Below are 26,135 nucleotides of genomic sequence, written 5' to 3'. Positions count from 1 at the left end.
GCATTGGAAATTTTGTATTTTGGCAATACTGTGATGCAGATAATGATGGGGACGGTTATTATGAAAGTTTATCCTCGCAAACACAAGCGGCATGCAATAGAAACGATGCAAGTCTGTTGAGGTGTGACAGAGATAGGGCTTGCACATTGGTAGCCTCTTGTGAAAACGAAAGCAATGTGACAAAAACCACAACAACAAAACAAAAATGTGATGATGTTGGAAGAAATTTTGAAGAACACATAATAGACACGCAATGCGGAGACCAGACTGATCAATACAAAGAAAATGCAAATTGCATACGAATAAATTCTATTTCTGACGCTCTTCAGGATAATACAATAAAAATGAGTTTTATTTCAGGAGCAGGCACAAAAACAGACGATTATACGGAGTTTGTTATTTATAAAAAGAAAGAAAATTTTCAGCATGACGAGATATTAGCTGCACTGTTTTTTCCATGGTCTCTCGATAAGACAGTTGCCGGGTATTCATTTTTAGGTATCGGAGTAACAGGAATTGCTACGTTTTTTGGTGCCACGGTGAACTGGGAAGAAGATGGGTTGGCAACAGTGCTTGACGATTTGTATAAAAAAACAAAAGATTATTGCAGCGCGATGGACGGAAATTGTTCGATTGAGCACGAACAAGGTGTGAGGAGCTGGGATTGGACAACAGGGAGAATAATCAGAAAGAGACACACGAGAGTAATAGCACAAAGTGCGATATGGACAGAACCGTTTGTTCAAAATATGCAAATTGATGGATATGAATGGGAGAATGGGCCAAGCCGAGAGCTTAGATGGATTCCTTCGAGAATAAATTATTCAATGAAATTAAATCTTCCGCCAAATGACATTCTTGTTATTTATAACACAAATACAAAAGCAAATATGCAGTCATACATCGGAACCAAAATTAATACATATACAGATATACCATCGTGCGGAACGGAAGGAGTAAACCCAATAAACCAGTATAAGGATATAACACAACCTGTCAGGTTCGCACTAGCGCCAGAGATAGAAATCCATGATGTTGCAATGGTTTTGCCTCATGCCGGAATGTATTCCTTTAAACTATTCGACAACGATACATATGTGGACACATTTGTTAAATTTTTCCCAATGAACAATGGGGGCAATTACCCACTATCAGGAGCAGATCTTTTATCTACAAACTTAGATTATGAAAGTTTTTCAGAAACTGTTTTGGCTAATGTACAAAGCAAAATAGCAGAATTGGTTGAAAACAAAATAAACGAAAAGGAATTGTTTATAAACAATATTGTAAATAGTGTACTGCGCATTATACAAGAAGGAAACAAATACAAACTCGACAACAACGCACAAATTGATTATCTTAACGATTTAAATAACTCGGATGCTTCGCTGATCTACTCACTGCTAGAAGAAGATTATCTGGAGGAAATGAAGGAGAATAACAGTTCAGACCTGTTTACAAACGATGGAGGTGATTTTACAAATTTTCCACAAAAAATAGACAGCGATATTATCTTGCAGTTTGAAGAGGTTGCGGGAGCACTTGTAGAAAACCCGGATAACATTCAAGACCAATATGCCGTTGGTAGATATGGAGAAATTACAGACCAAAGAACAAAGCCGGCTTTTCTTTCTGAACTGCAAACAAGACTGGATAATTTTATTGCTCCACTTGATACCCAAAGATTGGATAAGGTTGTTGAATATACAAATGATGTATATAGTGATTATACAGAAGTGAAAGACAAAGTAAGTTTGTATCTTAATAAATCCGGAACAAGATACTCAACTTCGACAGAATATGGAAGTTATAGTGCATCTTTTAAATCCTCTTGTGGTGACTACAGTGAGGCGCTTGGCAATGTCGATAGTCAATATGATGCAACAAAATCTATAATTGGAGGAAATTTTTTTCAATCGGATTTAAGCTTCATTAAGGATGGAACAAAGAGTATTATTACGGGGCATCTGGGCGATCAAACCATTCGGTATAAATATTACAAAAACACAAGAAGCGGAAGCAGCAAATACGATAACTACCACTCTGCAATTTCTGGAACTTACAGCTGTTCCTATGATTGTAATGTTTATAGTAGTTGTGCATCAACAACACCAGTCGTGTGTGATTCAAACGGGACAAACTGTACCGGTGGAGATTGTGTTGCTGGATATGTATGGACAAGTAATGGATGTACAGAATCAAGCAGTTGTCAAACTTTTGGAAGCACAGGAAGCAATTGTTCTGCACAGTGCAATGGATATCATGTGCCATATTATGGGAGCCTATATGATGACAACGGAGATGTGAATAATGATTGGGATAACTCCTGCGCTGGTTCCTATGAATGGTACAACACAAATGACAACAACGGAATAAGGGGAAGCAAAACCATTTCAGGTGTAAATGTAAGTGGGTATTTTGGTTCATGGGGTACTTATTCGTGTGATAATTTTCCTATCCGTTCAACTGGAAACGACCGAACAAAATGTGTCTACAACAGACATGACCAGGTGGATAATTATAGAAATACTGTTCCGAGTTCAGCATTGTCTTGGTCAAGCACATCTAAAAAACTTGATACAAGCACAAATGCAGTAGAGGCAGAGCTGGTGTCATGGATGGAGGTAAATAATTTCAAAGATTCTTCAGATTCAAGTCCGTATTTTACTGGTAGCGACAATGTAAGATACGGCCTTGCGTATGATTCGGCAAATGGAATAAACACGGAATCTGATAGTTATGTAGTTCCATTAATTAGAACAAAGGTAGTAAATCTTTATAAAAATTATCTGACAAATTACTATAATAATCTGCTTAATGCAAATCTTAGCCAGGTCAATACGGATTTAACAAATTTGATAAATTCAGAATACGAATCATACTATAACGCATATTTTGCTGACAATTGGCACAAATTCAACAGAATAAAAATAGAAGATGCAGAAGTAAGACCGGAAGATGCAAATTCTGTAAACTTTGATATAACATTGCCCGGAGGCCATTATGTAAAAAACCCAAATGCATTTTCTATAACAATTGCACCGCACTATGAAGTTAGAAAGTACAGGTGTTACACAGATTGGAAAACATGTGATACTCCGGATAATTGCACGTTTGACAAAGAAAATATAACAAACTATATAACAGACTCTGACCATAAATCAGTAGCTACCATGAAAGATGTGGAGTTTAAGTGTGATTCTCAAAATACAGTCTCCGTGTGTGAATCATTGAAAATTACAAAACAATGTAATGATCTGAATATGACAATGCCGCATATTGAATATGACGATACTGATTTTTCTCAAGATTTTTATAGCAATATAGGCAAAACAATGGCGCTGAATGAGTCAATAAAAATATTTGGTGCAAAACCGTTGAACTGCGAAGAGGGGCTCTTTATAGATATGAGCTGGGCAGAAGATCCGCTGTTTTGGGCAGGGGCGTTGATGGCAGGGCTCTCCCAACTGCAAGGATTCAGTGCTTTTACTGAAGGAATGAAAGGATGGGCGTCAACAGCCATGGGTTCGCTTAGCTTCATTGGGGATACGGCACAATGTGCAATGGCTTTTGGCAGTTGCATGTCAGCAGCTGGTTTTGGACCAGTAGATTTGGTAAGCAATATGTTTTCTACAAGTGCTTACGATCCGGTAAGCGGATCTTATCCGCCAGCAGGTGTGAGTGCTTCGGATGGTTCATATATAGTAAATAATGCACAACAAGGATGCTTGCAGGCTGGTGGCGATGCATCCTGCGGAGAATTTGCAGCACAGTTTGCTGGTGAATCTTCAGCAATGATGAGCAGTTTGGCAAACTCACAGGCAATGACATCAATAGCAACAACGCTTGGATTCCAATCGGGTGCTTCAATGATGGCGGCATTGGGAAATCCGCTTGTTGGCTTAGCAGTACAAGTAATAATGAATCTTGCGCTAAATACATTTGACAGCTGTAGTCAATGTACTAGCAAAGATTGCGCCGAATCTCATGATCCGCAAGAAGCTAAACAGTTAATCGCAATGACTGATGCTTTGAAAGTCTCTTCGAGATATTCAGGAAGTGAATATGGGCTAGGAGCAGATTTTCAAGCATACAATAACTGTTTTTTCAAAAGCAGTGGATGTGCTGCAAAGTTTATAGGAAGCTGCATTCGCGATTATAAAACATTTTGTTGTTACAACAGCAGAATGTCAAGAATACTTGCTGGCCAAATATACCAACAACTTGGATATACATACCAGGCAGACGGATGCTCAGCTATTGGAATTGAAGATTTATCGCGAATTGACTTTTCAATGTGTGCGTCAGGAGTGATACCGAATCCGTCAAACAAATGTCTGAACTACAAAGAGATAGAAGATTATATGATGTCTCAGATAAATTGGGACACACAAAAGAGTTTCGATGTCAATACCGTGATTCAAACATCAATCAACGCGGCAAGAACAATGAATTAAGATATATTGTTTTTTTTTGACTAGATTGTAATAGTTTGTTATAATCTTATTTTTAATAGGAGTTAAAATGAGATATATAGCAATAGCAATCACTTCAGTCTTTGTCGGTATTTTTTTAACAGGCTGCGGAGGCAGTTCACCTAAGCCTGATAAATTATTAAGAACAAAAACCCAACAGGAACAATTGTTGAAAGAAACAATTCATTATACTGCCAATGCTGTGAAAACATTTAAAAAGCAGGAACTAGCCATCCCTGCAGGCGCTAAAGTATTTATTATAAATGCATACCCTGATCAAAAAAAGAAAGCAAAAGAGATGTTTGATTTTGCAATTGCTTTAATGAACAAAAAAGGTCTGTGTTATAAAAAAGAGCATGACGAAAATGCCATAGAGAAATGCACAAAAGTCAAAGTGGAAATAACAGAAAAGGGAAAAACAGCCAATTTGTTATTAGATTCGCTAAACAAGGGGTGGTCGGCAAATGAAGCAGCTAGGGCAATTTATCAATTTAACAAAAAATATTTTCCAGGTTATCTGGTTACTAGACCGGAAGGAACACTTGGGGCCATAAAAAATCTTGAAATATACAATGAACAAATTGATAGAGATATTTATAAATATTGTGAAATTGATGGATACCTAGAAAGATACGCATCTGCACAAAACCTTCAAATTGTTGATAATCCGAATGATGCAGAATATATATTAATATATGAAAGACTAGGGTGTAGCGACAGATATATAACCCATCAGCCACCGGTACTTATGCAACAGGTACTTAACGAAGAAAACACAAGCATGCAGACGGCAAACAATAATCAATTCAATATCTACAAAAGTGATGGATCCGGCGGAGTGACTGGAGCAGTTTTGGGAGCTGGAATTGGCCGTGCGGCCAGTCAAGGCTTTAGATTGCTATTGACACCGACAGTTTCAGTGTTTGGTGCAATTGGAGCCTTTATGCCTCGCTACGCTTCAAACAAAGGTGTTGCGTATGAATATATATTAATAGATAAACAAAAAAAAGAATATTTTTATCATATTGTAGATATGGCTGGCTACTCAAGCATGAATGATTCTGCGGAAGACATTTTAAATAATAGATCGTCAGCTGTAGCAAAATATTTACTGCAGCCATAAAAAGGAAAAACCAATGAAATATACAAAAATTTTATCCACGCTTGCGATTGGAATATTAATGAGTGGATGTGGCGGACATCCTCGACCGGCTAAAAGAATACCGGTGGATCATTCTATATACCCAACAATAGAAAAAAATATAACCATTGTTAATAAAGATGTTCAATTTAATGCTATAGGTTTTTTTGGTCCAGATAAAACTAAAAGAAAGTATTCAAAATATTTTACCACACATATAGATTATATGTGGGCAAAAAAATGTAGCGGGCCAGATATTATTCATATGAGTGAATTTTACAACAATGAGCAACATAAAAAAGAGTGGAAAGAGCTGTATAAAATATACAATAATGGTACAAACAGTTTATATAGAGAAAAAATTTTAGAAATAAGAACGCAAAATTGCAAAAATAAGTAAAACATAAGCAAAAACAAAATAGAATTATTATGATTTTTACTTTTATATATTTAAATTTTTAATATATAAAGAACCTTCTTTTTTTGAAGGCAGGCATCTCGAATGCAACTCTATCATACACATTGAAATCTAGCTAGTGTAGGGACTGAGAATAAAGCGGTTAGTGATCGCAGCTAGGAAAACACTCGGTAAAAATATGCCGAGTATAAACCCCTCTAATTGCGGGGAAAGAGGTCTCATAAGCCTCTTCTGCTGTTTTTTCGCAGCAGACCTAAAGCTATTGCTACTAACTTGTGCTAGAAATAGTAAACATCAACAAAAATGTTGATCACAAGGGCGGACGGTAATGCGTTGGGAAATTTGATAAAAATGTAGATTGCAACTAAAAAAGCAGACGAAATGCTGCTTTTGCCTTTATGGATATTGCCTATGTGTGACAAAAAGTCAGTTTTTATCAAAAAACCCTTAACCGGTATAGTAAAAAAGCAATAGATGATGGAAACCTAAAAGAGTGCCCTGAAAACTATGCTATAGTTTTGCACATTTTATGGTCCCTGAAATGGACAATCCGCAGCGAAGTACCCTCCCGAGCGAGATTCTCATTATATTGAGATTAAAGGGTATGTGCTCAACGACTATCGAAAGGGTGCAGTGTGCACACTGAGTAGAGTAGCCTCAAAACGCTTTTACTATTTTTTCATCTTATTAATTTTTTTAAAAAGGTAGAAAAAATGGCACAAAAATTCAAATATATCCCAAGATTCGCAGATAACACAGAGAAAAGAGATAATCTTGTTGAATTTATCTCTTCACTTGAAGTTTCCAAAACATACGATACGAAAGCAAAACGTGAAAGAATTGATAATATACAAGAGTATTTTCTTTTTTCAAGTCTTTACAGAAGTAGTGAAGAAATCATCAGAAACGAAGATATAATCACAGACAGAAATGCAAACGCAAGAGTTCATACTCTTGTAACGACAACAAAACTATCGGACGATTTGGCATTTATTGCTGGCAATATCGACGGCGTGATAGACTCATTAAGAACAAAAGTGACAACATCTGGAAACGAAAGTGACTTTAAAGCGCTTAATCAAGCCGTAAAAATCTGGGAAGATACTAATAAAAAAGTAACAGCAGCTGCAGAACAGTTAAAAACAATCGTAGAAGCAAATCTTGAACAAGGTTATGGTTCTTCAAGACAATTAAGAGCTTATGAAAGTAAAAAAATCAACGAAAAGATTGATGAAATCAAAAAGCTTTTCTTCACTGACAATAAAACAACCCAAGAAATTGCAGATACTTACGGTGTGCGTCATGGACTCGTACAGGTGATTGTTGCTGAACTGATAGAAGAAAATCTCCTAAACAATATTGAAGTAATCAGAGAAAAAATAGCTTCTGGTGTTAAAAGAGATGAACTTGTTAAAGAGTACAAAACCTCTAAAAAGAAAATGACAGAATTTGTAAAAAATAACAATCTTCTTCCAGAAAAAAAGCCAACAAACAGCAAAGCAATAGATACGGCAACTAAAGCAAAAAATACTGACACTAAAATAGATAAGCCAAAAACAGCTCCAAAAGAGACAAACACAAAAACAGAAAAACCAACTGAAGTAAAAACACAAGACAAAGAAGAAAAATAGTAAATATTTGAGGTGAAACGGGGGGAGTACAAAAATTGTACTAAGATATAGTCTGCTCCCATGTGAAAGCATGGGTAGACCATATTATTAAGATATATACAATATGTTTTAGCAATATGGTCAGGTAAAGAGTTGCGATCTTTGCTGAACACAAAGGGTTTCAAAGAAATATAGTTTTATTTCAAAAACATCGTAAGGTCTTTAATATAGATAATGATTGTAATATTTGTACAGCCTTATCTAATATTAAAGATACAATTATAAAAATTAACTAGCTTTCCAGAAGCTAATAATGAAGAAAAAGAAAACTTCATATTAGCTTCTATGGCTAGTATTCTCTTTTAATTCCTTATTAGTTTCTGGAAGCCTAGTGCTTCAAACTAAAGTCGATCACATATACCTTCCATTGGAAGATTGTCTTATATGTGCGACTCAAAAGGAGTTAAAATGACAAAAAGAATAAACGGGAGCCTGTTTGAAACAACTGCGATTAAAGCAGTAGAACAGACAGATAATGTCTCTCATCAAGCCAACACAAGTGCAGATGAATATGCTAGTAAATTAGCATCATTTGTGCTTGAAAATGGCACCACGGTAACTGGTGGAGCACTAAGGCTTTTAAAAGATGCAATTATGCATCCAAGCTTTAAGCTCTACCTAGGTGGGAGTTTTTTTACCTCTTTTGAGGCAAATTCACTTGCAACAATGGTGCAAAAAGTAAATAAAGTTTACTTTGGGTCTAACCCTGCCATGTTGCGAGGAACTCTCATTCACCTGGGGCGCGAGTTAGCTTTAAAGCATAAAATCCAAACAGGCGAATTATTGCCGTTTATGGATTGCATCAAAGCAATTCGCAAAGAGCTAGAGAATAAATTCCAATTCATGCAGCCAAAATATGTTGGCACAATTACAAAAGGTGAATTATTCCTAGAAGTATCTCGTGCCTTTCGTGTCTATTACAAGAATTATCTTGTAGAAGCTAAGGATTTCGAGGTAGAATGTAGCTACAATATTAGATTTCCATTGGAAATTTTTAACAATCCAGCGCATTCTAAGCACTTTCTTGGAAGTGGAACTTTCGATGGTTTAGCAAAACGAGTTGTTGATGATAAAGAAATTTACATTATGGTAGATGCCAAAACAACAACTTCTCCAATTTCTGCATCAGTAGAAATGGATGAAAAACTTGAAAAATTCATCGAGCAAAAAAAGTTGCTTCAGACAGCACTAAAAGAGGAGCAAAAAATCCTAAAAAAGTTTGTAAATGCAAACGAAAAGCTATCTGAAGCTAAAACAACTCTTCAAGAGATAGAAGTTAAGCTAGAGGATGCAACTGCAAACTCAAAAGCAACACTCAATCTTGAAAAAAGAGTAAAAAAATGGGAAGAAGAAGTAAAAAAATGGGAGAATAATCTCTTAAACTTCGAAAAATCTCAAAAAACAGCGGCACTAATAGAGGCTGAAATATCTGAACTCAATGAACTCATTGAGCCATTGATGAAAGACTATCTTCTTGAGAAAGAAGCAGCAGCCCTAAAAGAGTGTCGTAAAAAACACGAAGCACAACTCGCATATTATGCAATACTTGAGTCTTTTAAGACTGGTAGAATTGTATCTCGATTAAGAGTTGAGAATGTAGTGTGCAAGAAGGCAAAAAGTGGTGAAAAATACTACAATAAGCCTGAAGTACAAGTGTTTGAATGGGATTTAACTCCTGAAGCACTAGCGGAAACTGAAGAAAAAGTGGTAACACTTATAAAAGCTGTTGGAGCAGTTTTGGACGGATTAGATCCGATGGTAGTCTTTAGACCCAATAAAACAACTTTTTACGGAAGTGAATTTAATGAACTTCTAGAAGAGGTTAAAGAAATGGTGCAAATAAAAAAAGCAGAAGATAAATAGTCTTTGGAAGTAATTTTAGAGGCTACGGGTCTAACAGCAAGGTAAGAAACAATGCTATTCAAAGATAGCTAACTTGCTTACATAAACATGCTGCGCCCGCTTTTGCGATTTGCATTATATCACAAAAAAATAAAAAACACAAAAACCTGCAAAAAAATCCGCAACAGAGTAAACAATCAAGCCAATAACATAAAATATTTTTAGAATATTCTTGAAAAGTATGTATTTGGTAGTTGAAAGTTGCAACAAAGTAGGTAAAGGAAAAATCATGTTTAATAAAATAATCTTAGGTGGCAACTTAACTCGTGATATCGAACTCAGATACTCTCAAGGTGGAATGGGCATTGCAAAAACTGCAATCGCTACAAGCCGTAAATTTACCAGCAATGGTGAGAAAAAAGAGGAAGTATGTTTTGTAGATATCACATTCTTTGGAAGAAGTGCTGAAGTTGCCAACCAATATCTTCGCAAAGGAAGTAAAATCCTTGTTGAGGGAAGATTACAATTTGAACAATGGGTAGACCAAAATGGACAAAAAAGATCGAAACACTCTGTGATTGTTGAGACAATGCAGATGTTAGATTCCAAAGGAGATAATCAAAATGGTGGCAACACCAACAATGCTCCTGCTTCACAAAATCAACAATACGGTGGTCAGCAACAACAAACGCAACAGCAAAGCTATGGACAGCCACAGCAAAGCTATGGACAGCCACAGCAAAGCTATGCAAATGCCAAACCACAACAAGCACCTCAGCAACAGGCAAAACAAATGCCGGTAAACGATGTGCCTGAAATTGATATAGATGAAGATGAAATTCCATTTTAAATTCTATTTAATGAAAATTTAGACTCCACATTTTAGCAGATGTAGGGAGTTCTGCCGTAGTAGCAATATTACGCACAAGCAGATACTCCCTACAGGAGTTCTGTTATAACCAGGAGGAATAAAATGGAAATAATATTATATTATTCTCAAATAGTTGTTTTTTCAATCGGCACCTTCATCGTCTATGAACTTTTCCGAGAACTTGGTTTTTGGAATTGGATAGTGGAGATCACTTATACTTCGCCAAAATTTGACAATATTATCGCTATTATTGGTGATACAATTTTTGGAATTTCGGTGGGTGTTTTAAGTTCCGTTGGTTTTTACTATTATACAGACTCAATAATTGCCTACAAGGTAATTGTTTATGCTATAATAGCTTTAATCATGGGTTCTGCATTGAAAGAATACTTTAGAAAATAAAAGGATAAATTATGGAGTTCACATTACTTGACGGACTAATGATAGTTGCAATATTTGTTACTATTGGTCTCGTTAATGGTAAATTATCATTTGATAAGAACCACCAAATTAAATAAGTTTTTGTTGATATAAAATCAATGGTCAGTTATAAGCAACTATTGTGCAATTTAGCTGTTTAAAAAGATAATAAAAATAATCGCTCATAGAGCCAAACCCTAACAGGGACAAGACATACCATGTCAAATCCCTGGAGGGATTGGTATGTCTTTTTTAACCTATAAAGGAGACATTATGGGAGCATTGACACAAAATTTCAGCGATAGCGGAGCTAATCCACCACAACAAGGTGGAGGCGGTATCGCTGAAGTATTAGAAGGCAAAAAAGAATTTTTTGTTGCCTTCTATGGCGAAAGCGGCTACAAAAGAGCCATGGAGACCGCAATAGCTATTGCTACGGATCCCAAGTTTGATAGATGTAGTCCAATCTCAATCGCTGAAGCTATTATGGCATCGGTACGAATTGGTCTTGATATTGAATTGGGAGAGGCATGGCTAGTGCCCTACAAAGAGACAGTGCAATTCCAGATAGGGCGCAAGGGTTTTCAAAGGTTGCTGTATAACTCAGCAGCTGGATGGCTTATAGATGCCGAACCTGTTTACGATACTGATAGCTTTGAGTATCAAATAACAGAGCAAGGTAAAAAAATTACATTCACTCCAAACTTCTTTGACAGAGAAGAAGATTCAACTGAGTGGATCTTTGGCCACATGAAAGCTATCTATCTGAGTGCTACTGATAAAAGTGGAAGAAAAATCCATAAAGTGGTTACTAAAAAACAGATAGAGAAGCTTCGTCTAAATTCTCCAAACCAAATTTATGCCTCAAAATGGGCTAAACCAGATGTCAAAGAAAGAATAGCTAAAAAGCTACCTGTTGAAATCTGGCAGAAGTGGTATGGGGAAATGGCAATCACAAAAGCAATAAAACTTTTTGCTAAACAACTACCAATCGGAGACAGAGTTATCAACAAAGCTATTAAGCTTGATGACTTAGCCGAAGTTGGTGAACAAGAAGAGTTTATTGCTGAAGCACAAACAATAGAACCGACACCTTTACCTCAACAAAATCCAAAAACACCAGCATCAATTAATGATATTAAAGCTCAGGCTGCAATATTGGGTGCTGAAGTAAGCGGACCAGTTGAAAAACATGGAAAGTTTTGGGTAAAGGCAACAACAAGTGAACACACTGACACACAACTCTTGCAAAAATTAGGCTTTGTTTTTATAAGTCATAAAAACGTTTGGGTTATGGAAGTCACTCACTTAATATAAAAGGAGGCTATTATGCACTTCCTTTATACGAGAGAAGGAGCTGAGGAAGCTTTGGGCATAAATGACTTAAGTTACAGAGTCAACAAAGCATTAAAAGCTGGGATAAAACCTAGCAGAACTATAGGTGGTATTGAGTATTTCGATCTCGATGCGCTTATTGATCCTTATGCTCTTTCGCAAAGAGAATATAAAAAGGAAATGGATTATTTTGTTGAAAAACAAATAAAACAAAATGGAGATGTTTATCATTTTCAGCCATCTCTTTTTTAGATAAGTTTAACTCCAAAAGGGAGTTTTAGCACGAGCAATCGTACAAGCTAGGACTCCCTTTGGGGACTCCTATGCTTTATAGTCTGGGAGGACACAAAAAATGAAAACAATAGCAATCACAGCAATACTAGCAATTGCAGCGCACTTCGCTGTTGGAGTATTAATGGCAAAAAGCGACACAATCGCTTCAATTAAATCTCACAATGCTAAAATTGAAATTGCAATGATTCAAAAATAAAAAGTTTAGCTCCCAAAGGGAAGCTTTCACCACGCATAGCGTGTGGCGAGAAGTTTCCCTTTTGGGGACTTCTTTGCCTATGGTTTAGGAGTATAAAAATGCTAAACGCTACAAAAAAAATATTAAATGATGTTAAAGCGCATTTAATAGAAAAAAATATAAGACCTGTAATCAAAATTTCTCGCCATTTTGAGGATAGACTCGTTGAACGTTTCAACGCAATGGTAGAGAGTTTTGACGAACAAGAGCTGACTCGTTTTGAGAGAACAGTTGAAAAAGCAATGGAAAAATTGCCGGTATCAAATGTTGCTCAAGAGTATGTTCACCCAGCTTACGGCATCTGCATAGTTGCTAAAAAGCTAGGTGTAAATTACTTAGAATTAGTAACTTGCTATAAAAAGGAGCCAACATGCTAATTATTAAAGGATATATTGTCCTAATGGTAGCAATTGGCTTCATTATGACGATAAAAAGTCATTCATTCAAAAAGTTAAGTTTATGGAAGCAACTAATAGTTCTTACCATTTCACCTCTCCTGTTGACAAGAGAAATTTTCAAAGACTTTAAAAAGGAGTTAAAATGATTAAAATTGTAAAAAAATCGTCTGGGGAATATATCCTTAGATGTGGCGCAATTGAAAACTCTATAGCTCCTTTGGAGTTAAGAGAGGTTTCTCGAAACATGGAGGTGAAGCTTGCGTCTTGAATATGATATAGAAGCATTGGAGGCTATCTCTGTACAGGATGTAGTTATCGCTTTAGGTGGTAGATATCCAAAGGACAGAGAGCCTGGAATGCCTCAGTATAATATGTCTTGTTGCAATGGCAATTTTCACAAAGAAGGCGATAAAAAACCTTCTATGACAATTTATAAAAGCAAAAACATTTGCAAATGTCATGTATGTGGAACAGCGGGGAACCCGATATCTGTTGCAAAAGCAATGCACAAAGGTGATTTCAAAAAAGCTTGCGAGTGGCTGCACGATACTTTTAGTATTCCGTATAAAAGCGGCAGCAGTTATAGTAAGCATAGTAAGCCAAAAAAGTTTCAAGCTCCAAAACCAAAACAAACAGAGTATATAAGATTTGACAAGAGTCTTGGTTTTACTCATGTTGAGGTAAGAGAGTTTGTAAAGAAATATGATCAGCTAAACAAAGAGCAAAAAATAAAGCTCGTCTATACTTTTTTGTATAGATTCAGTTTAACAACTGATCGCGCAAGAATCATAGAATATTACAATTCAAGAGGAATTAAAAACAATCCTCATATATCTAAAATAGGCTTTTTGTCTGAAGATGATATAAAAAATGTAGTGGATAAACTTATTGCTGTTTTCAAGATAGAGGATTTAATAGAGTTTGGCATATTAAATGATGCCTCTCACAAATACTTTCCTCTTCAATGGAAACAAATTAAGAACTGTTTGCTTGTTCCATCATTCAGTATACATACTGATTTGGTAGAAGGTTTTATGCTTCGCCCAATAGATGAGAGTAATAAATGGTTTAAAGGCAAAGAGAGCAGATTGTCTGTTCCCTCAATTCTAAAGCCTTTTCCTTTTGGAGTTGGCTACGGGGTCCTCTCAAAAGAGTGTGATATTTATATTGCAGAGGGTCACATTGACGCACTCTCTCTTCCTAAAAACAGCTGTTTTATCGCAACTCCTGGTATTCAGGCTTTCGAGCCGGAACAACTTGGTATCTTGCAAGGCCGTAACATTAAATTGGTCTTTGATCAAGATGATGCAGGGCAACAAGCAGCATGGGGTTTTACAACGCTTGAGTTTCTAGGTCAAACTATGACTGTTTTACATAGTCAGAAGGATGATTTAGAGGCAACAGTCAGATTGCTGAAATCTCAAAATGTTGAGGTGTCTCAAATAGTTCACGAGGGTTTTGTTTCAAAGCTCTATAAGGCAGGTGTTAAATCTGTTGAGGTGATTACTTGGGATAAAAAACTTGGTAAAGATGTTAATGATTTACTTATTAATGGAAATTTATCAAAAGTCTTTAAAGGATAAATCATGGAATACATAGAAGTATTTCTCGGATTTTCGTTATTTATTTTTCTCACTGCATGGTGGGCAAAAGTTATTTAACTTTCCGGAAAGATAGAAAACCAGTTTAACTCCAAAAGGGAGTTCATAGCACACGAAAGTGTATAAGCTAGGACTCCCTTTGGGGACTCCTATGCTTTTAAGTCTAGGGAGACAAACAAATGAAAAATCAAAACAGAAAAATTGTAAACAAATCGCTGATTAAAGCGATTGTCCATTCCATTATCGCTCCGGTGGTAATTTTTATAGCAATGCTATTTGTTGATAAAAGCATGTCGCTGGTAAGCGTGATAGGGTGGTATATCTTCACAATAACGCTGTATGCAACTACAAAAGAGAAGCAATTAACAGCATATTTCTTTTTTAATATTTTAAAAGGGATTATTGCATTTATTCTCATAGCACTGCTGCTGGGGATTAATTAAAAAGCTTCGTCAAAAAATCTACTTAATCTTGGAAATCTATTGCTTCTTGCAACAATAAGGTAAAAAGCAGACATCAGTATTGATACAAGCAACATGCCGTATTGGTGAAGCATTACTAGAATAAAAGATAAGAGCAGAATTGTAGAGATAGCAAATGCTTTCATTGAGTACCTTGGTGTATTTTTTATGAAAGTATAACACAAAACAAAAGTTGCCATTTTTGGCCAGCCCACAAAGGGGATATGTTCTATCCCTTTGGGGTAGGTGTATTTCCTTTTTTACAAGGAAACAAAAATGAAAGCACATATTTTAAGCGCGGCAATATCTGTATTAATAGCAATAATGCTGTTTTATACAATCTATTTGCCGGTAATTACAGAGAAAAAATCCGAAGTAAACTTTATGAAAAAAGAGCTTGAAAAAGCAGACTTGCTTCAAACTCATCATGAGTAGAAAAGGATGAATAATGCACAATATAAAAGAAGTATCTTTTGTGACAATCTTTTCACTCTTTCTCGATGCTTTACATTTTAATGTAAAAGTGACAAAAGCAGTAAATGGTCTAAGAGCAAAAGGCAAAAACAAACAATTTCGCCTAATCCAATCCACAAAAAAAATAGTTTTAACAGAGTATGGAGCCAAATTTAATGGCTTTGAATATGAAAAAGTTGAAAATGTTTTTGTATATAAAATCGTGGAAGATTTAGGAGATATAAAGGTGGTAGATGAGAATAACAGATCAATCATTCGGTTGACAGATTCACATGCTATCCTGAAAATAGAGTCTACGCATCCAAAGCAGAATAATGCTGTTTCATTGGGAAATGCGTCAAACTCATTAGATTACAAAGAGTTAAAAGAGGAGAAATCTTATGCAACTCTTTTTTAGCAAAGTTGGTCATTAAGACTTAAAACCCATGAGGGAGTAGAAACTATTCCCTCTGGGGATAGGTCTGCTTTCTTTTTAAATTAGAAGGTATAAAAATGAAAAACTTAATTGATGTAAAAAAACATTCGTCGTCCGTAATGAATCTGATTGCAACAGTGCAGTTAAAAAAATATGGCGTTGAGTGTTATTTTGAAAATGCAGCGACAGCCATTGCTCTTGGTGCAAGTAGAAGCGAAGTATTGGAAGGCTTAAAGAAAGATATCGACAAAACTGCCGGTAGTGTTTCAAGGGCGCAGCCAATTATACACTCAATCCAAAATGGAGTGGTAACAGAGTTTGACTCTATTTACAATTCCGTTGAGGAGGTAGTATTTGGATCTTGTTATGATAAAGAAAAAGAGATTATTACCCTTAGTGGTGTTTCTTTTGATTTGAATAACACCCAATACTATACAAAAAGCGATATGGTTGAACAGATCTTAAAAAATCTGTTTAACATTGAAAGAAAAGAACTCAATGCTGTTCTTAAAACTCTCTCTAAATATGAAGCAGTAAAAACAGATATCGAAAGAGCTATCTTGTATCCATCCACTATTTTAGCAGATGAGATTATCAGCAAGGTGGCTGCTGAAGATGTCAAGTTTGAATCGTTTCGCAAAGAGATGAGTGATACAGAAAAAGAAGAGTTCGATAAAACATTCAAAAGAACAGGCGTAACAGGTGTAATTCAAAATTCTACCTATATTGATGCAAAAGGGGTTAAGCAATTAGCACCTTCACATAAGCAAAAAGATACGATAGAGCTTGCAAATCTGTTGGCATCCAGTTCTTTGAAATATATTGAAGCAATCGAGGTCGATGGTGACGGCTCTCTTGAAAAAATGACAAATCTTGTTAAGCAGATTGAAGAGTTAAAACTCAACACAAGTGTAAAATTTACACTTAAAGCGAGAAAACTTGGAAACCTAAAAGCAAGAGGTGTGTTCTTCCAAAATCAGCTAATTGTTGCTGAAGATGTAAGAGATACATCAGCTATTATTCATGAGATAGGCCACTTAATTCATTTAACTCGTTTTGAGGAGAATAAATTTGTTAATTATATGATTGACAAGCTGACTCCAATGATAGAGCTCGATGATGAGATATCGCCAACGAAAGAAAACTACTACAAAAAGCCAACTGAAGTTGTGGCACGGGCTTGTGAAATTGCAGGCTTGTTTGCAAAAGAAGATGGTAGATTAGTAATAGATGATAGTAATTTTGAGATAATTAAAAGTAGAGAGTTTTATGCTCAACACAAAGGAATTTATTTCAATTTTACTGATTTTGACAAAATAACAAAAAATGAGTTGTTGGCTCTTTTTGAATTGTTTTATGAGACTAGCCCGGAGGAGGTAGTAGAGAGTAAATATGATAATTTTATTAAAATAGATACTCAATACACAGAAACCAAAAAAGAGCTAAGTTTCTATGAAATGATAAAAAGAGAGCAGCTAAAAGCAATCAAGGAGTTAAAAGCCTTATATGCTTTAGTGAATACTCAAAACATCAATTTGATATTCAGCAATAGAGGAAATGCTTCTATCGAGGAACTTGCTAAACAAATATTGACGAATATTAAATATTGCGGAAACCATAAAGAGAGAATGACTGCTCCTGAATGGATGGAAGTGATTGAGAACAAATCTGGTGTAATTAATTTTGCATTAGATCAAGTTAAAAAAGAACTTTCTGAAAAAGAGTGGATACTTTTTCTTTATGATCTAAAAAAGAATGCTTGGAGTTCTATCGAAAGAGAAATTTTCTTTTACGGTTTTAGTGATAAATTTGCAAGAGCATTGCGAAAAGTGTTTAGAGAAAATAAAACACCACATCACGATGAAATCGTAGAGTTTAGAACATCTGTTATGAGTAAAAATATAGGTGCTTTATTGACACCTGAATTCTTAGCAGATTATGAACTCACAAAAGAGATGTTAGAAAAAGAGCCTCAAGCTATCAAATATATAAATGCCGATTGCCTCAGCAGGGACCTTTTAAGAAACCTCAACATTGTGGTCCTTGAAAACTCTGACAACATTAGAGGTTATGTTAATCCGGCATTAGGAGACGATGAAGAGTTTATGAAATATGCTGTAAAAAAAGACAGACTGGCAATGACACATACCAAAGAGTTGAGAAACAACAAAGGGTTTATGCTCTGGTTTTTTGAAACTCACGGTTATGAAAACAACTTGGCATTTTTAGGAGATTCTCTTAAAGATGATGAAGTGTTCGCAAAACCTATTGTTAAAGAAAACAGCACATACTTAGACTTTTTTACTCAAAGAGTTCAAGATCTTTTGGATGAAAATCCGCAAGAGAGAGAACTTAAAAAACTAGAAGGTGCCAAAGCAGGACTTCGTAAAAAGATTGCGAAAGAGACAAAAAGCATGAAGGTGCTAGAGATTCTTTCAAAGGACAAAAATTACGATGTGCGTGCCGAAGTTGCAAAAAACGAGCACACTGCATATGGTACATTGCTGAAGTTGGCAAAATTAAAAAACCGATGGGTTAGAACGGCTTTAGCAAGCAATAAAAACACCCCAGAAAGTGTTATAACAATACTATCCAAAGAGGATGACGAGTATGTGCTTGCTGAACTTGCAAAAAATATTGTTGTAGGCCAAAAACAACTACTGAAACTTTCAAAAAACAAATACAGATGGGTTCAATGGTCTGTTCTTCAAAATCCAAATATTCAAAACTTCAAACTTCCAGTAAAAATACATAGGGAGATTGTAGGAAATTGCATAAGAGGGGATGAAGAATATTTCCATCATGAAATCAAATCAAATTCAAATTTTGAAGGAAGTTTTGGATTCTTTGATGATTTAGCCAATAATTGCGAACAGTATAACCTTAACGATGGTTTTGAAGAAGTGTTTGCAAAATTGGCTGCAGATATCAGGGATCATAAATTCAAAAATGATACAGAGAATTCCAAAGTTGAAACACAAGCAGAAGGAAATACATCAATTGTAACAGAAGATGCAGCTCGCGATTTTGAAACTCTGGTAGAGCCGGATGAGGCTATTGACTACAGCTCTTTGATAGAGCAGGGTGAAGTTGTAGATTTTGAGAGAACTGACGGAAAGGGTGTCGAAAAAGTTTTGAAAATTAAAGCTGAGATTGAAGATTTTAGATCCTTTAATCAATATATGAGATCAAACAAAATGGGGTACTATTCTCGCTTTGCAAAAGGTTTTATTCTCTATGAGGAGTATGCAAAAGAGCTGCTTGGTAAATTATCAAGCGATTCTAAAAAAGCCGCGTCTGTGGCCGCTACTCTCTATAGTGCTGATTTGCTTCAAAACTTTGCCAACGGCACACTGTTTTAAGGAGATAAGATGTTTGAAACCATGTGGAATCAATTCATTTGTTTTTATCTCCATCACAAGATACTGTTTTGGTTAATTGTGGTCGAAGCCTTTCCGCTGCTTTTAATGCTAAGGAATGGTTTGGCACTGTTGGCTGAAAAAACAGTTGATAGCTGTGTAGACAATGCAGAACGAGAAAGAAATGTGGCCAGTATATTATACTTCTTTAAAGACCTTGGTCCAAATACGGCTTCTTTCTCAATAGTGACTCTTATAGTGGATATGGGCAGTGATGATGGGTTTCAAACTGCAACAGTTTGGATATTGACCATTGTCTTCTTTGTTGGTATAATACTAAAAGAAAAGAGTAGAAGATATATCAATATTTTTTACGAAACACTTAAAGAGAAGAGGAGTCAACAATGGGAACGATCATCGGAACATTAATACTCGGCTCAATAATAGCTTTTTTAACAATAGGCGCTTCCACCCTGGAAAAAGACCTTAAAAAGCTACAGAAACACAAACACTAAAAATCCCATAACTTAAAATTGTTAAATTTTAAACACTGATTAGGTTCAGAGGGATTTTTGCGCAATAAAAGGAATATTATGGCAAAGATTGATAGACTTCGAGAAGAAGCAATAGAATTGAGGACAAGAATGTTTTTTGTACTCGGTTTAATTGCTGTCTTTTTTGGAGGTTTCGGAAGTCTTTATATTAAATTAGTTGAAAAAAGTAGCGGAATGATTATTGCCGGAATGTTTGTATTATTGATTTTAATTCCTTTTCTGGCTATAATTTATTATAAAATTAGAGTATCTTACTTTGAAAAACTTAATGAATTAGAACTTGAAAAAGGATAGAATATGGACAACATTCAAATAATTGGTAGCGTGTTGATGGCAATTGCTGTTTTAATGTTTGTAGGTTTTTTATACTACTTTTACCAAAGCAATTCTAACCATTCCCACTCCAAATAACTAAAATCCCCCTAGCTTAAAACTGTTAAATTTTAAACACTGATTAAGTTCAGAGGGATTTTTAATGTCAAAAAAGTTTAACTCCAAAAGGGAGTTTTAGCACACCGAAAGGTATAAGCTAGGACTCCCTTGGGGACTCCTATGCTTTATTATAGTCTGGGAGGACTTTTTTATTATGTCAAAATTAAAAAACAGAAGAGTATGGGGAATTGAATTACCTTTATTATTAAAAGGTACTGAATCTCCCTATATTAATTATGGTGAATCGCGTTATGGATATATTTCATGGAAAGATTTTCTTGAAGATTTACCAACAATAAAGATACCAAAAATAGGTCCTAGAGGTGGAGAGTCATGGATTGATATTAAGCAAGCAATTGCATTTGATAGAAATATCTATAACCTTGCCATAAATTTTACAGATGCGGAGTTCTTGAAAATTTATTTTGAGAACACTTTTTTAAATATTGATGGAATGATTATCAATTTTAAAGAAGGAAGTTATCTGTTGGAAAAATGGGATTTTGTAAAACTTCAAAACGGAAGCATGAAATACACAGTAGTGGATAAATTCAAAGGTGGAACGATTAAATTCAACACCAATGGTGTCCAAAAATTCTCTGTGTGGAAAAATGGCAAATGCTTGGAAGATAGATTTACCTCTATTGACGATGCAACAGAATTTATTTCCCAAGGAGGACTTCATGTGTAAAATACCAAAAATCAACTCGGGATATCAAGTGCTCTTAAAAGAGGTGCTGCCTGTGGTTGAAAACTTCAAAGAAGATATCACAGAACACGACAAGCTGTTGCTAACTGGATATGAAGGAGATTTTATTTCTCTTTATAGAGAGTCAGGCACACACTTGTTTAGATGTGATACATTAAAAGATCTTGCAAATTGGAACTATAAAAATATTCCCGAGTCAATACAATTGTCTTACGAAGGGCTGCTTGCAATGGTTAAAATGAATCAAAATTACATCTATGTAAAAGATGATACATTTAAGCCAATTACGGCAGCAGAAGTTGAAGCAATAATGTCTCAAAAACATAAAGATGCTTTGTATTTTTATGAAAACTCATTTAAGAAAATGAACTTTGATGGCATGGCTGCAACAATTGAATTTTTTATGGTTCAGTATGGAAGAAAGTGGAAAAGCAACTTTGTAAAAGAGTGGGAGGGCAGTTATTGTTCACCAGAAACTCAAAGAATCCGTAACCACTTCGGTATGGATTTTTTAAAAACTATAAAGTTTCAAACAAAACAAGAAGAGATCAGAAAATCTCTTATTAATTTTTATATGAAGGATAGATAATGAGTTATGAATTAATAGAAGTAAAAGGCAGATGGAATGATGACTACCTGGATGCAGAAGGTGTTTTTACAAATACGGCTGCAATTGGTGTATATGACGGCTCTTTTAATGACGACCATATTTTTTATTGGTTTGATGACAAAGACAAAGTTATTGGAAACCAGGGGGACTTCACTATTGTGTCTTTTATAACAGAAGATATTGTGTTTGCAATAAAATCTAGTGGATTAACTCAGGATTACAGACCAAATGTTGTAATACAGCGCGATGGAGAATCAATTCCGTTGTGGTACCACACAACATTTTACAAACCTGGTCCCGCTTTAGAATACATAGGAACTCTTTATGAGAGTGGAGTATTACAAAGCGATATTGATGATGGCCTGTGGCTAACACTTCAAGAATTGAGAGAGGTATAGTCATGGAAGAGTTTCAACAAAAACTTGAAACCATCAAGATGTAAGAAAAAATGATGAGGTGTATAAAAAACAAAGAGATATTCTAGCAAAAGTAATAAGTAAAAGCATGAAAACCTCAACGGTTGTTATGTTAAGAGCTTACGGCTTTATAGATGAGCGTCTCAAAGAAACAATCAATCGACTTTATTGGAGTTTGACGGCCACAGACTATTGCCATTTACATATCGAAAAAGATATAAATTACGGTATTGACTGGTTTCAAAAATTTAAAGTCGCCTAATAGATACGAATTAGTTTAGCACCCCCATTCGGGATGCTCTGACCGCATAAACATATGTGGCTAGAAGCTCCCGAAAGGGACTCCTATGCCAAAATTTAAACATATGTTTATTTCTTTCATAGGAGTAAATTATGAATGCTAAAGAAATTACAATAAAAAACATTGAGGCAAATGGGTTTCGCATTGGAAAGGCTGTAAAAGGTAAAGGGTATGAGCTTTATGAAGCTCCATATCATTTTGTGTATGGCTGGGGAATATTGAAGGATGATAAAAAGAAAGCATTTATCCTTGATAAAATCTCTAAATCCAATATAAACAACCTGTTCGTAAAAGATATATGGATTGCAGCAGACTCCAAAAAACACTTTCAGTATGAAAGCAAAGAACAAGCGCAATCACAAATCAAATTACAAGAATTGATAGACAAAAAGTTTGAAGGTGTAAGTGAAATAACAATTTACTATGCTCCAGATAAGCTTCTTGGCTATTTTCCAATCACGAAATACAAAAGTGATATCAATTCTCAAGCAGAGATGATAAAAAATCTTTTAAAGTTTGACAAAAAAGAACTTTACAAAGATGAGCTCTTCGATTATGAGGATGAGTGGGAATATGATGACGACATAATTTCTTTCAACAGCAACGGCTATATTGGTGATTACTCACTGGTTCATGGCTCAGGCTATATGGAAGATAGATACAACTGTAAACACATCGATGGAAGGCTTGACAATTACAATGAAATGATTGTTGATGACTTCTGGCGAATGGATATTGAAGAGTGCATGAAAACACACTTTGAAGAACTTGATCCAAACGATAAACTCTGCGTCTATCACCGAAAAGGTAAAGATTGGCATGTTGGGCATCAATATGAATCCGAACAGATTATCTTGACCTATCGTGATGATGAGGGTGAAATTTATGAAGATGAGTTCTATGCTCTGTATTGTAAAAAAGATAAAGAGCTACAAGAAAAATTTGTCAAAATCATAGCTTCATGGAGAGATGATATTGATATGAAATCATATATTTACAATGAACTTGAGATTGGTGGATACGACAACAACTACTATAATGATAGTGTTGTGAACCAGACTCTTGTTGAGTTGATATATGAAGACAAAAATGATCTAGCAATCGAAATTGTTGAGAGTCTCCAATCTTGGGAACTTAAAACAATTAAAGAAGAGTTTGCAAAAACTTATTATGCAATCATTGGCAAGGCAATTAAAGTGAAAGATGACTTAACGATTCAAATCACAACAGTTCCTTGTCAATTTTCTTCAAAACCAAATGCTCCTCAAATAAAAACTTACAACCATTTGAAGCTTATAAAGCGATTGGAAAAAAGATATGACTATGAGCTTGTAAAAACAAGCATATCGGGTTCTTTAGACACCGTTCAATGGGCTATTAAGCAAGGTAACGAGGAGTACCATTTTGATATATGTGATGTAATAGCGCGCGATATTGATGGAACACAAACATTAAGAGAATTTATTGTTGAGGTGTTAGAGGCTTTAGAAAAAAGAAGACTTGAGAAAATTTCTCAAGCAGAACTTTTTGAAAAAGCTTCTCGTGTATTTATTGGTATTGCAGATTCAATACAAGCAGGAAACTGTGAGTATGGAACAAATCAGTTTATCGCAAAACATCATATTGATACAAGTAAGATTGGTGGCATCCGAGGTGATGTGCTGTTGGAAATGGAAAACTCAAGCTTTACAAAGCGAGCAGTAAACCATGCAATTATCGCGCACGGAGGATTGGCATCATGATTGATTATAAAAAAGTAAGAAACAAAAAATTTGTTTATGTTGTATCGTTTTACGATGGACGCATTGATGGCTGTAAATACAGTGTTGAAAAAATAAATGTATCCTACTCTGGCTTTATAGCAACCGTAGGTACAAAATATTTCGCAACTTTTGAAGCAGCGGATAATCTTGCAAAAAGGTTAAATACTCAAAGCCTTAATGAGGGAGATCAAAAATGAAACAATATACAAAAAAACAAATTCATGATGCAATGAAACGGTTTCTTGATGTTGATTTTGAACAAAGAACTACAGTGGACGGAAGAGACAGTCTGGTTTACGCGACAAGCAACGAAAATTTTAAGATATTTGTTGATTTATCAACAGGTATGTTTTCAGGCTTTGAAGTAGAAACTAGGAGAATTACTCCTCCACACGGTTCAATTCAGTCGATCAAAGGAATGTAAGATGCATACAGTATACGAAGGAACTCTTGAGAGCTGCTTGGCTTTTATTCGTTCCGAAGAAGAAAATGATGAAACCTTATGTTTTGATTTAGTTCAAAGCAATATATCCGATACGCTTTTTTATGTAAAAGAGTTGGATGGATATGACACATACGAAGGTTCATATTAAAAACGAAGTCATTTAATACTCAAGGGTGTTAAAATACTTCGCATTAGTTGCTACCAAGTAGCTCACAAACCCTATGCGGGAAGACACATCAAGTCATACCCGTAAGGGTTGGTGTGTTCTGAATTCTTTAAAGGATTAATTATGGCAACTGAAAATACAAACAATAAAGAAATTATAGAAATAAGATACATCCTGCCAGGACTGATAACTGCACAGAAGCCAGAAGATTTTGAGGCAATGAGCAAGAAGCAAAGAGAAGGTTGGGCTTTTGATATATTGTCTGATAAAACAGATTTTGAATTAGTCAAAGGAACTTACACTCTTGAAAATAATAATGGCTCAGACAGTTGCTTGCAAGATGCACACAAAGTTTATGATGAAACACCCTATGTTGAAGCAATAGCATCAGGATGTGGCGAAAAACTTCATTATACAACTTCACTGTGGAACACTTACTCTGAGCAACTTGGAAAACAAAAAAACGCAATAAGTGTTGAAATGTTTAAGGTGCTGTTGGAAAAGGCAGATGTAATTACTATTGATGGAAGTCCATATTGTTTCATGTGGGATTTTGAAGATGACTATTTGTTGTCTACAAAATATGAAGAAGATGGATTTTTATATAAAATCAATATAGATGAAGACAATATCCTTGGAATATTTAAAGAAAATGAAGAATATAGATTAGTTTGTGAAAACACAGATTATAAAGTATCTCTCCATACGCTTGGTGCTCTTTAGGATATGGTCATGAAAAGTTTAAAAATAATGCGTCTAACGCAACAAAATCTTAAATATGTTTCTGAAAAATTGGAAACAAATTGGAATGGCGATTTTGATGGAAGTATGATTGATATGTGTATCGACAAAGCTTTTCCAAAATGGGTTAGAATTGGAGTAGAAGAGAAAAAGAAAGAAGTTTTGTATTTTAACAAAGAACTTTTTACTGATTTCTTGCTCTCCAATCCAAAATACAAAGACTTGGCGCAAAAAGCATACACTGAGTATAAAAACAGTGATGGCTATGATGAGTATGAGTATTATTTGGACCATATGGAATCAATTATTGATGATTATCATTTATCATCTTGCACAAAATACATTAGCGCTTATGATTTTATTTTAGATGTGCTATTGCCAAAAAAAACAAAAAAAGTCTATTGTAGCTGTTGTGATAGTGCATATGCCACTGTTGTAGATGGAGGTCAAAATAGCTTATATATTTGTACTATGTGCAGAGAAAATGAGCCAAAAAGATTTCAAAACATCGACAACACCATCGACATTAAAAATGCAATAGATTATGGAAATGACTAAAACAGAATATTGATTAATTCAAATGAATGTT

At 35.1% G+C, this 26,135-nt stretch carries 28 protein-coding genes; all 28 read left to right on the top strand.

All coding sequences use genetic code 11. The features are described 5' to 3' along the window. Positions 1–1,208 precede the first annotated feature (1,208 nt). The 28 genes from traN to ES948_RS07980 all read left to right on the top strand — a co-directional run bounded on the left by traN (position 1,209) and on the right by ES948_RS07980 (position 26,104). The gene (gene traN, locus ES948_RS08100; RefSeq protein WP_188109490.1) at positions 1,209–4,457 is read left to right on the top strand and encodes a conjugal transfer protein TraN; all 3,249 of its coding nucleotides are present in this window, start codon (positions 1,209–1,211) and stop codon (positions 4,455–4,457) included. 67 nt (positions 4,458–4,524) lie between these two features. After that, positions 4,525–5,598, top strand: coding sequence for a hypothetical protein (locus tag ES948_RS08095; RefSeq protein ID WP_152184452.1), 1,074 nt, complete (start codon positions 4,525–4,527; stop codon positions 5,596–5,598). A gap of 13 nt (positions 5,599–5,611) precedes the next feature. Then, positions 5,612–6,016, top strand: a complete 405-nt coding sequence (locus ES948_RS08090) for a hypothetical protein (RefSeq protein WP_152184451.1) — start codon at positions 5,612–5,614, stop codon at positions 6,014–6,016. A gap of 731 nt (positions 6,017–6,747) precedes the next feature. After that, positions 6,748–7,665, top strand: a complete 918-nt coding sequence (locus tag ES948_RS08085) for a hypothetical protein (RefSeq protein WP_152184450.1) — start codon at positions 6,748–6,750, stop codon at positions 7,663–7,665. 447 nt (positions 7,666–8,112) lie between these two features. Further along, entirely contained in the window at positions 8,113–9,567 is a 1,455-nt protein-coding gene (locus tag ES948_RS08080) for a hypothetical protein (protein ID WP_152184449.1), read from the top strand. Between the two features lie 268 nt (positions 9,568–9,835). After that, positions 9,836–10,396, top strand: a complete 561-nt coding sequence (locus ES948_RS08075; protein ID WP_152184448.1) for a single-stranded DNA-binding protein — start codon at positions 9,836–9,838, stop codon at positions 10,394–10,396. A 123-nt stretch (positions 10,397–10,519) separates the two neighbouring features. Next, positions 10,520–10,819, top strand: a complete 300-nt coding sequence (locus ES948_RS08070) for a hypothetical protein (RefSeq protein WP_152184447.1) — start codon at positions 10,520–10,522, stop codon at positions 10,817–10,819. Between the two features lie 291 nt (positions 10,820–11,110). Further along, the gene (locus tag ES948_RS08065; protein WP_188109489.1) at positions 11,111–12,154 is read left to right on the top strand and encodes a recombinase RecT; all 1,044 of its coding nucleotides are present in this window, start codon (positions 11,111–11,113) and stop codon (positions 12,152–12,154) included. A gap of 12 nt (positions 12,155–12,166) precedes the next feature. After that, positions 12,167–12,424, top strand: coding sequence for a hypothetical protein (locus ES948_RS08060; RefSeq protein ID WP_152184445.1), 258 nt, complete (start codon positions 12,167–12,169; stop codon positions 12,422–12,424). A 100-nt stretch (positions 12,425–12,524) separates the two neighbouring features. After that, a complete protein-coding gene (locus ES948_RS10885) occupies positions 12,525–12,662 on the top strand; it encodes a hypothetical protein (RefSeq protein WP_188109488.1) in 138 nt (45 codons plus the stop codon). Between the two features lie 98 nt (positions 12,663–12,760). After that, on the top strand, positions 12,761–13,078 hold the full coding sequence (locus tag ES948_RS08055) for a hypothetical protein (RefSeq protein ID WP_152184444.1): 318 nt from the start codon (positions 12,761–12,763) through the stop codon (positions 13,076–13,078). A gap of 278 nt (positions 13,079–13,356) precedes the next feature. Next, the gene (locus ES948_RS08050) at positions 13,357–14,682 is read left to right on the top strand and encodes a CHC2 zinc finger domain-containing protein (protein WP_152184443.1); all 1,326 of its coding nucleotides are present in this window, start codon (positions 13,357–13,359) and stop codon (positions 14,680–14,682) included. Between the two features lie 197 nt (positions 14,683–14,879). Further along, positions 14,880–15,143, top strand: coding sequence for a hypothetical protein (locus ES948_RS08045; protein ID WP_152184442.1), 264 nt, complete (start codon positions 14,880–14,882; stop codon positions 15,141–15,143). 294 nt (positions 15,144–15,437) lie between these two features. Continuing rightward, entirely contained in the window at positions 15,438–15,596 is a 159-nt protein-coding gene (locus tag ES948_RS10880) for a hypothetical protein (protein ID WP_188109487.1), read from the top strand. A 13-nt stretch (positions 15,597–15,609) separates the two neighbouring features. Next, positions 15,610–16,032 (top strand): hypothetical protein, encoded by a 423-nt coding sequence (locus ES948_RS08040; protein ID WP_152184441.1) that lies wholly within the window; start codon positions 15,610–15,612, stop codon positions 16,030–16,032. Between the two features lie 95 nt (positions 16,033–16,127). Then, positions 16,128–19,412 carry a hypothetical protein gene (locus tag ES948_RS08035; RefSeq protein ID WP_152184440.1) on the top strand — a complete coding sequence of 1,095 codons (3,285 nt, stop codon included), beginning with the start codon at positions 16,128–16,130 and terminating at the stop codon, positions 19,410–19,412. 9 nt (positions 19,413–19,421) lie between these two features. Beyond that, positions 19,422–19,838, top strand: coding sequence for a hypothetical protein (locus tag ES948_RS08030; RefSeq protein WP_152184439.1), 417 nt, complete (start codon positions 19,422–19,424; stop codon positions 19,836–19,838). 164 nt (positions 19,839–20,002) lie between these two features. Further along, entirely contained in the window at positions 20,003–20,257 is a 255-nt protein-coding gene (locus ES948_RS08025; RefSeq protein ID WP_152184438.1) for a hypothetical protein, read from the top strand. A gap of 292 nt (positions 20,258–20,549) precedes the next feature. After that, positions 20,550–21,086, top strand: a complete 537-nt coding sequence (locus ES948_RS08020) for a hypothetical protein (protein ID WP_152184437.1) — start codon at positions 20,550–20,552, stop codon at positions 21,084–21,086. Beyond that, positions 21,079–21,693, top strand: a complete 615-nt coding sequence (locus tag ES948_RS08015; protein WP_152184436.1) for a hypothetical protein — start codon at positions 21,079–21,081, stop codon at positions 21,691–21,693. Before ES948_RS08020 ends, ES948_RS08015 begins: the two co-directional genes overlap by 8 nt. Further along, positions 21,693–22,112 (top strand): hypothetical protein, encoded by a 420-nt coding sequence (locus ES948_RS08010; protein ID WP_152184435.1) that lies wholly within the window; start codon positions 21,693–21,695, stop codon positions 22,110–22,112. Before ES948_RS08015 ends, ES948_RS08010 begins: the two co-directional genes overlap by 1 nt. Positions 22,113–22,170: 58 nt before the next feature. Beyond that, positions 22,171–22,392 carry a hypothetical protein gene (locus tag ES948_RS08005; RefSeq protein ID WP_152184434.1) on the top strand — a complete coding sequence of 74 codons (222 nt, stop codon included), beginning with the start codon at positions 22,171–22,173 and terminating at the stop codon, positions 22,390–22,392. Positions 22,393–22,523: 131 nt separating this feature from the next. Further along, a complete protein-coding gene (locus ES948_RS08000; RefSeq protein WP_152184433.1) occupies positions 22,524–24,173 on the top strand; it encodes a hypothetical protein in 1,650 nt (549 codons plus the stop codon). Then, entirely contained in the window at positions 24,170–24,391 is a 222-nt protein-coding gene (locus ES948_RS07995) for a hypothetical protein (RefSeq protein WP_152184432.1), read from the top strand. The genes ES948_RS08000 and ES948_RS07995 overlap by 4 nt, the downstream gene beginning before the upstream one ends. Beyond that, complete coding sequence (locus ES948_RS07990; RefSeq protein ID WP_152184431.1) at positions 24,388–24,618, top strand: hypothetical protein; 231 nt, start codon at positions 24,388–24,390, stop codon at positions 24,616–24,618. The genes ES948_RS07995 and ES948_RS07990 overlap by 4 nt, the downstream gene beginning before the upstream one ends. Position 24,619: 1 nt before the next feature. Next, positions 24,620–24,787 (top strand): hypothetical protein, encoded by a 168-nt coding sequence (locus ES948_RS10875; protein ID WP_188109486.1) that lies wholly within the window; start codon positions 24,620–24,622, stop codon positions 24,785–24,787. A gap of 141 nt (positions 24,788–24,928) precedes the next feature. Beyond that, positions 24,929–25,528: a hypothetical protein gene (locus tag ES948_RS07985; protein ID WP_152184430.1), complete on the top strand. Its 600-nt coding sequence runs from the start codon at positions 24,929–24,931 to the stop codon at positions 25,526–25,528. A 9-nt stretch (positions 25,529–25,537) separates the two neighbouring features. Further along, positions 25,538–26,104 (top strand): hypothetical protein, encoded by a 567-nt coding sequence (locus ES948_RS07980; RefSeq protein ID WP_152184429.1) that lies wholly within the window; start codon positions 25,538–25,540, stop codon positions 26,102–26,104. The last annotated feature ends 31 nt before the right edge of the window (positions 26,105–26,135 follow it).

This window comes from Sulfurimonas indica (assembly GCF_009192995.1).
GTDB classification, from domain to species: domain Bacteria; phylum Campylobacterota; class Campylobacteria; order Campylobacterales; family Sulfurimonadaceae; genus Sulfurimonas; species Sulfurimonas indica.
This window is presented reverse-complemented; position numbering and strand designations above follow the sequence as displayed.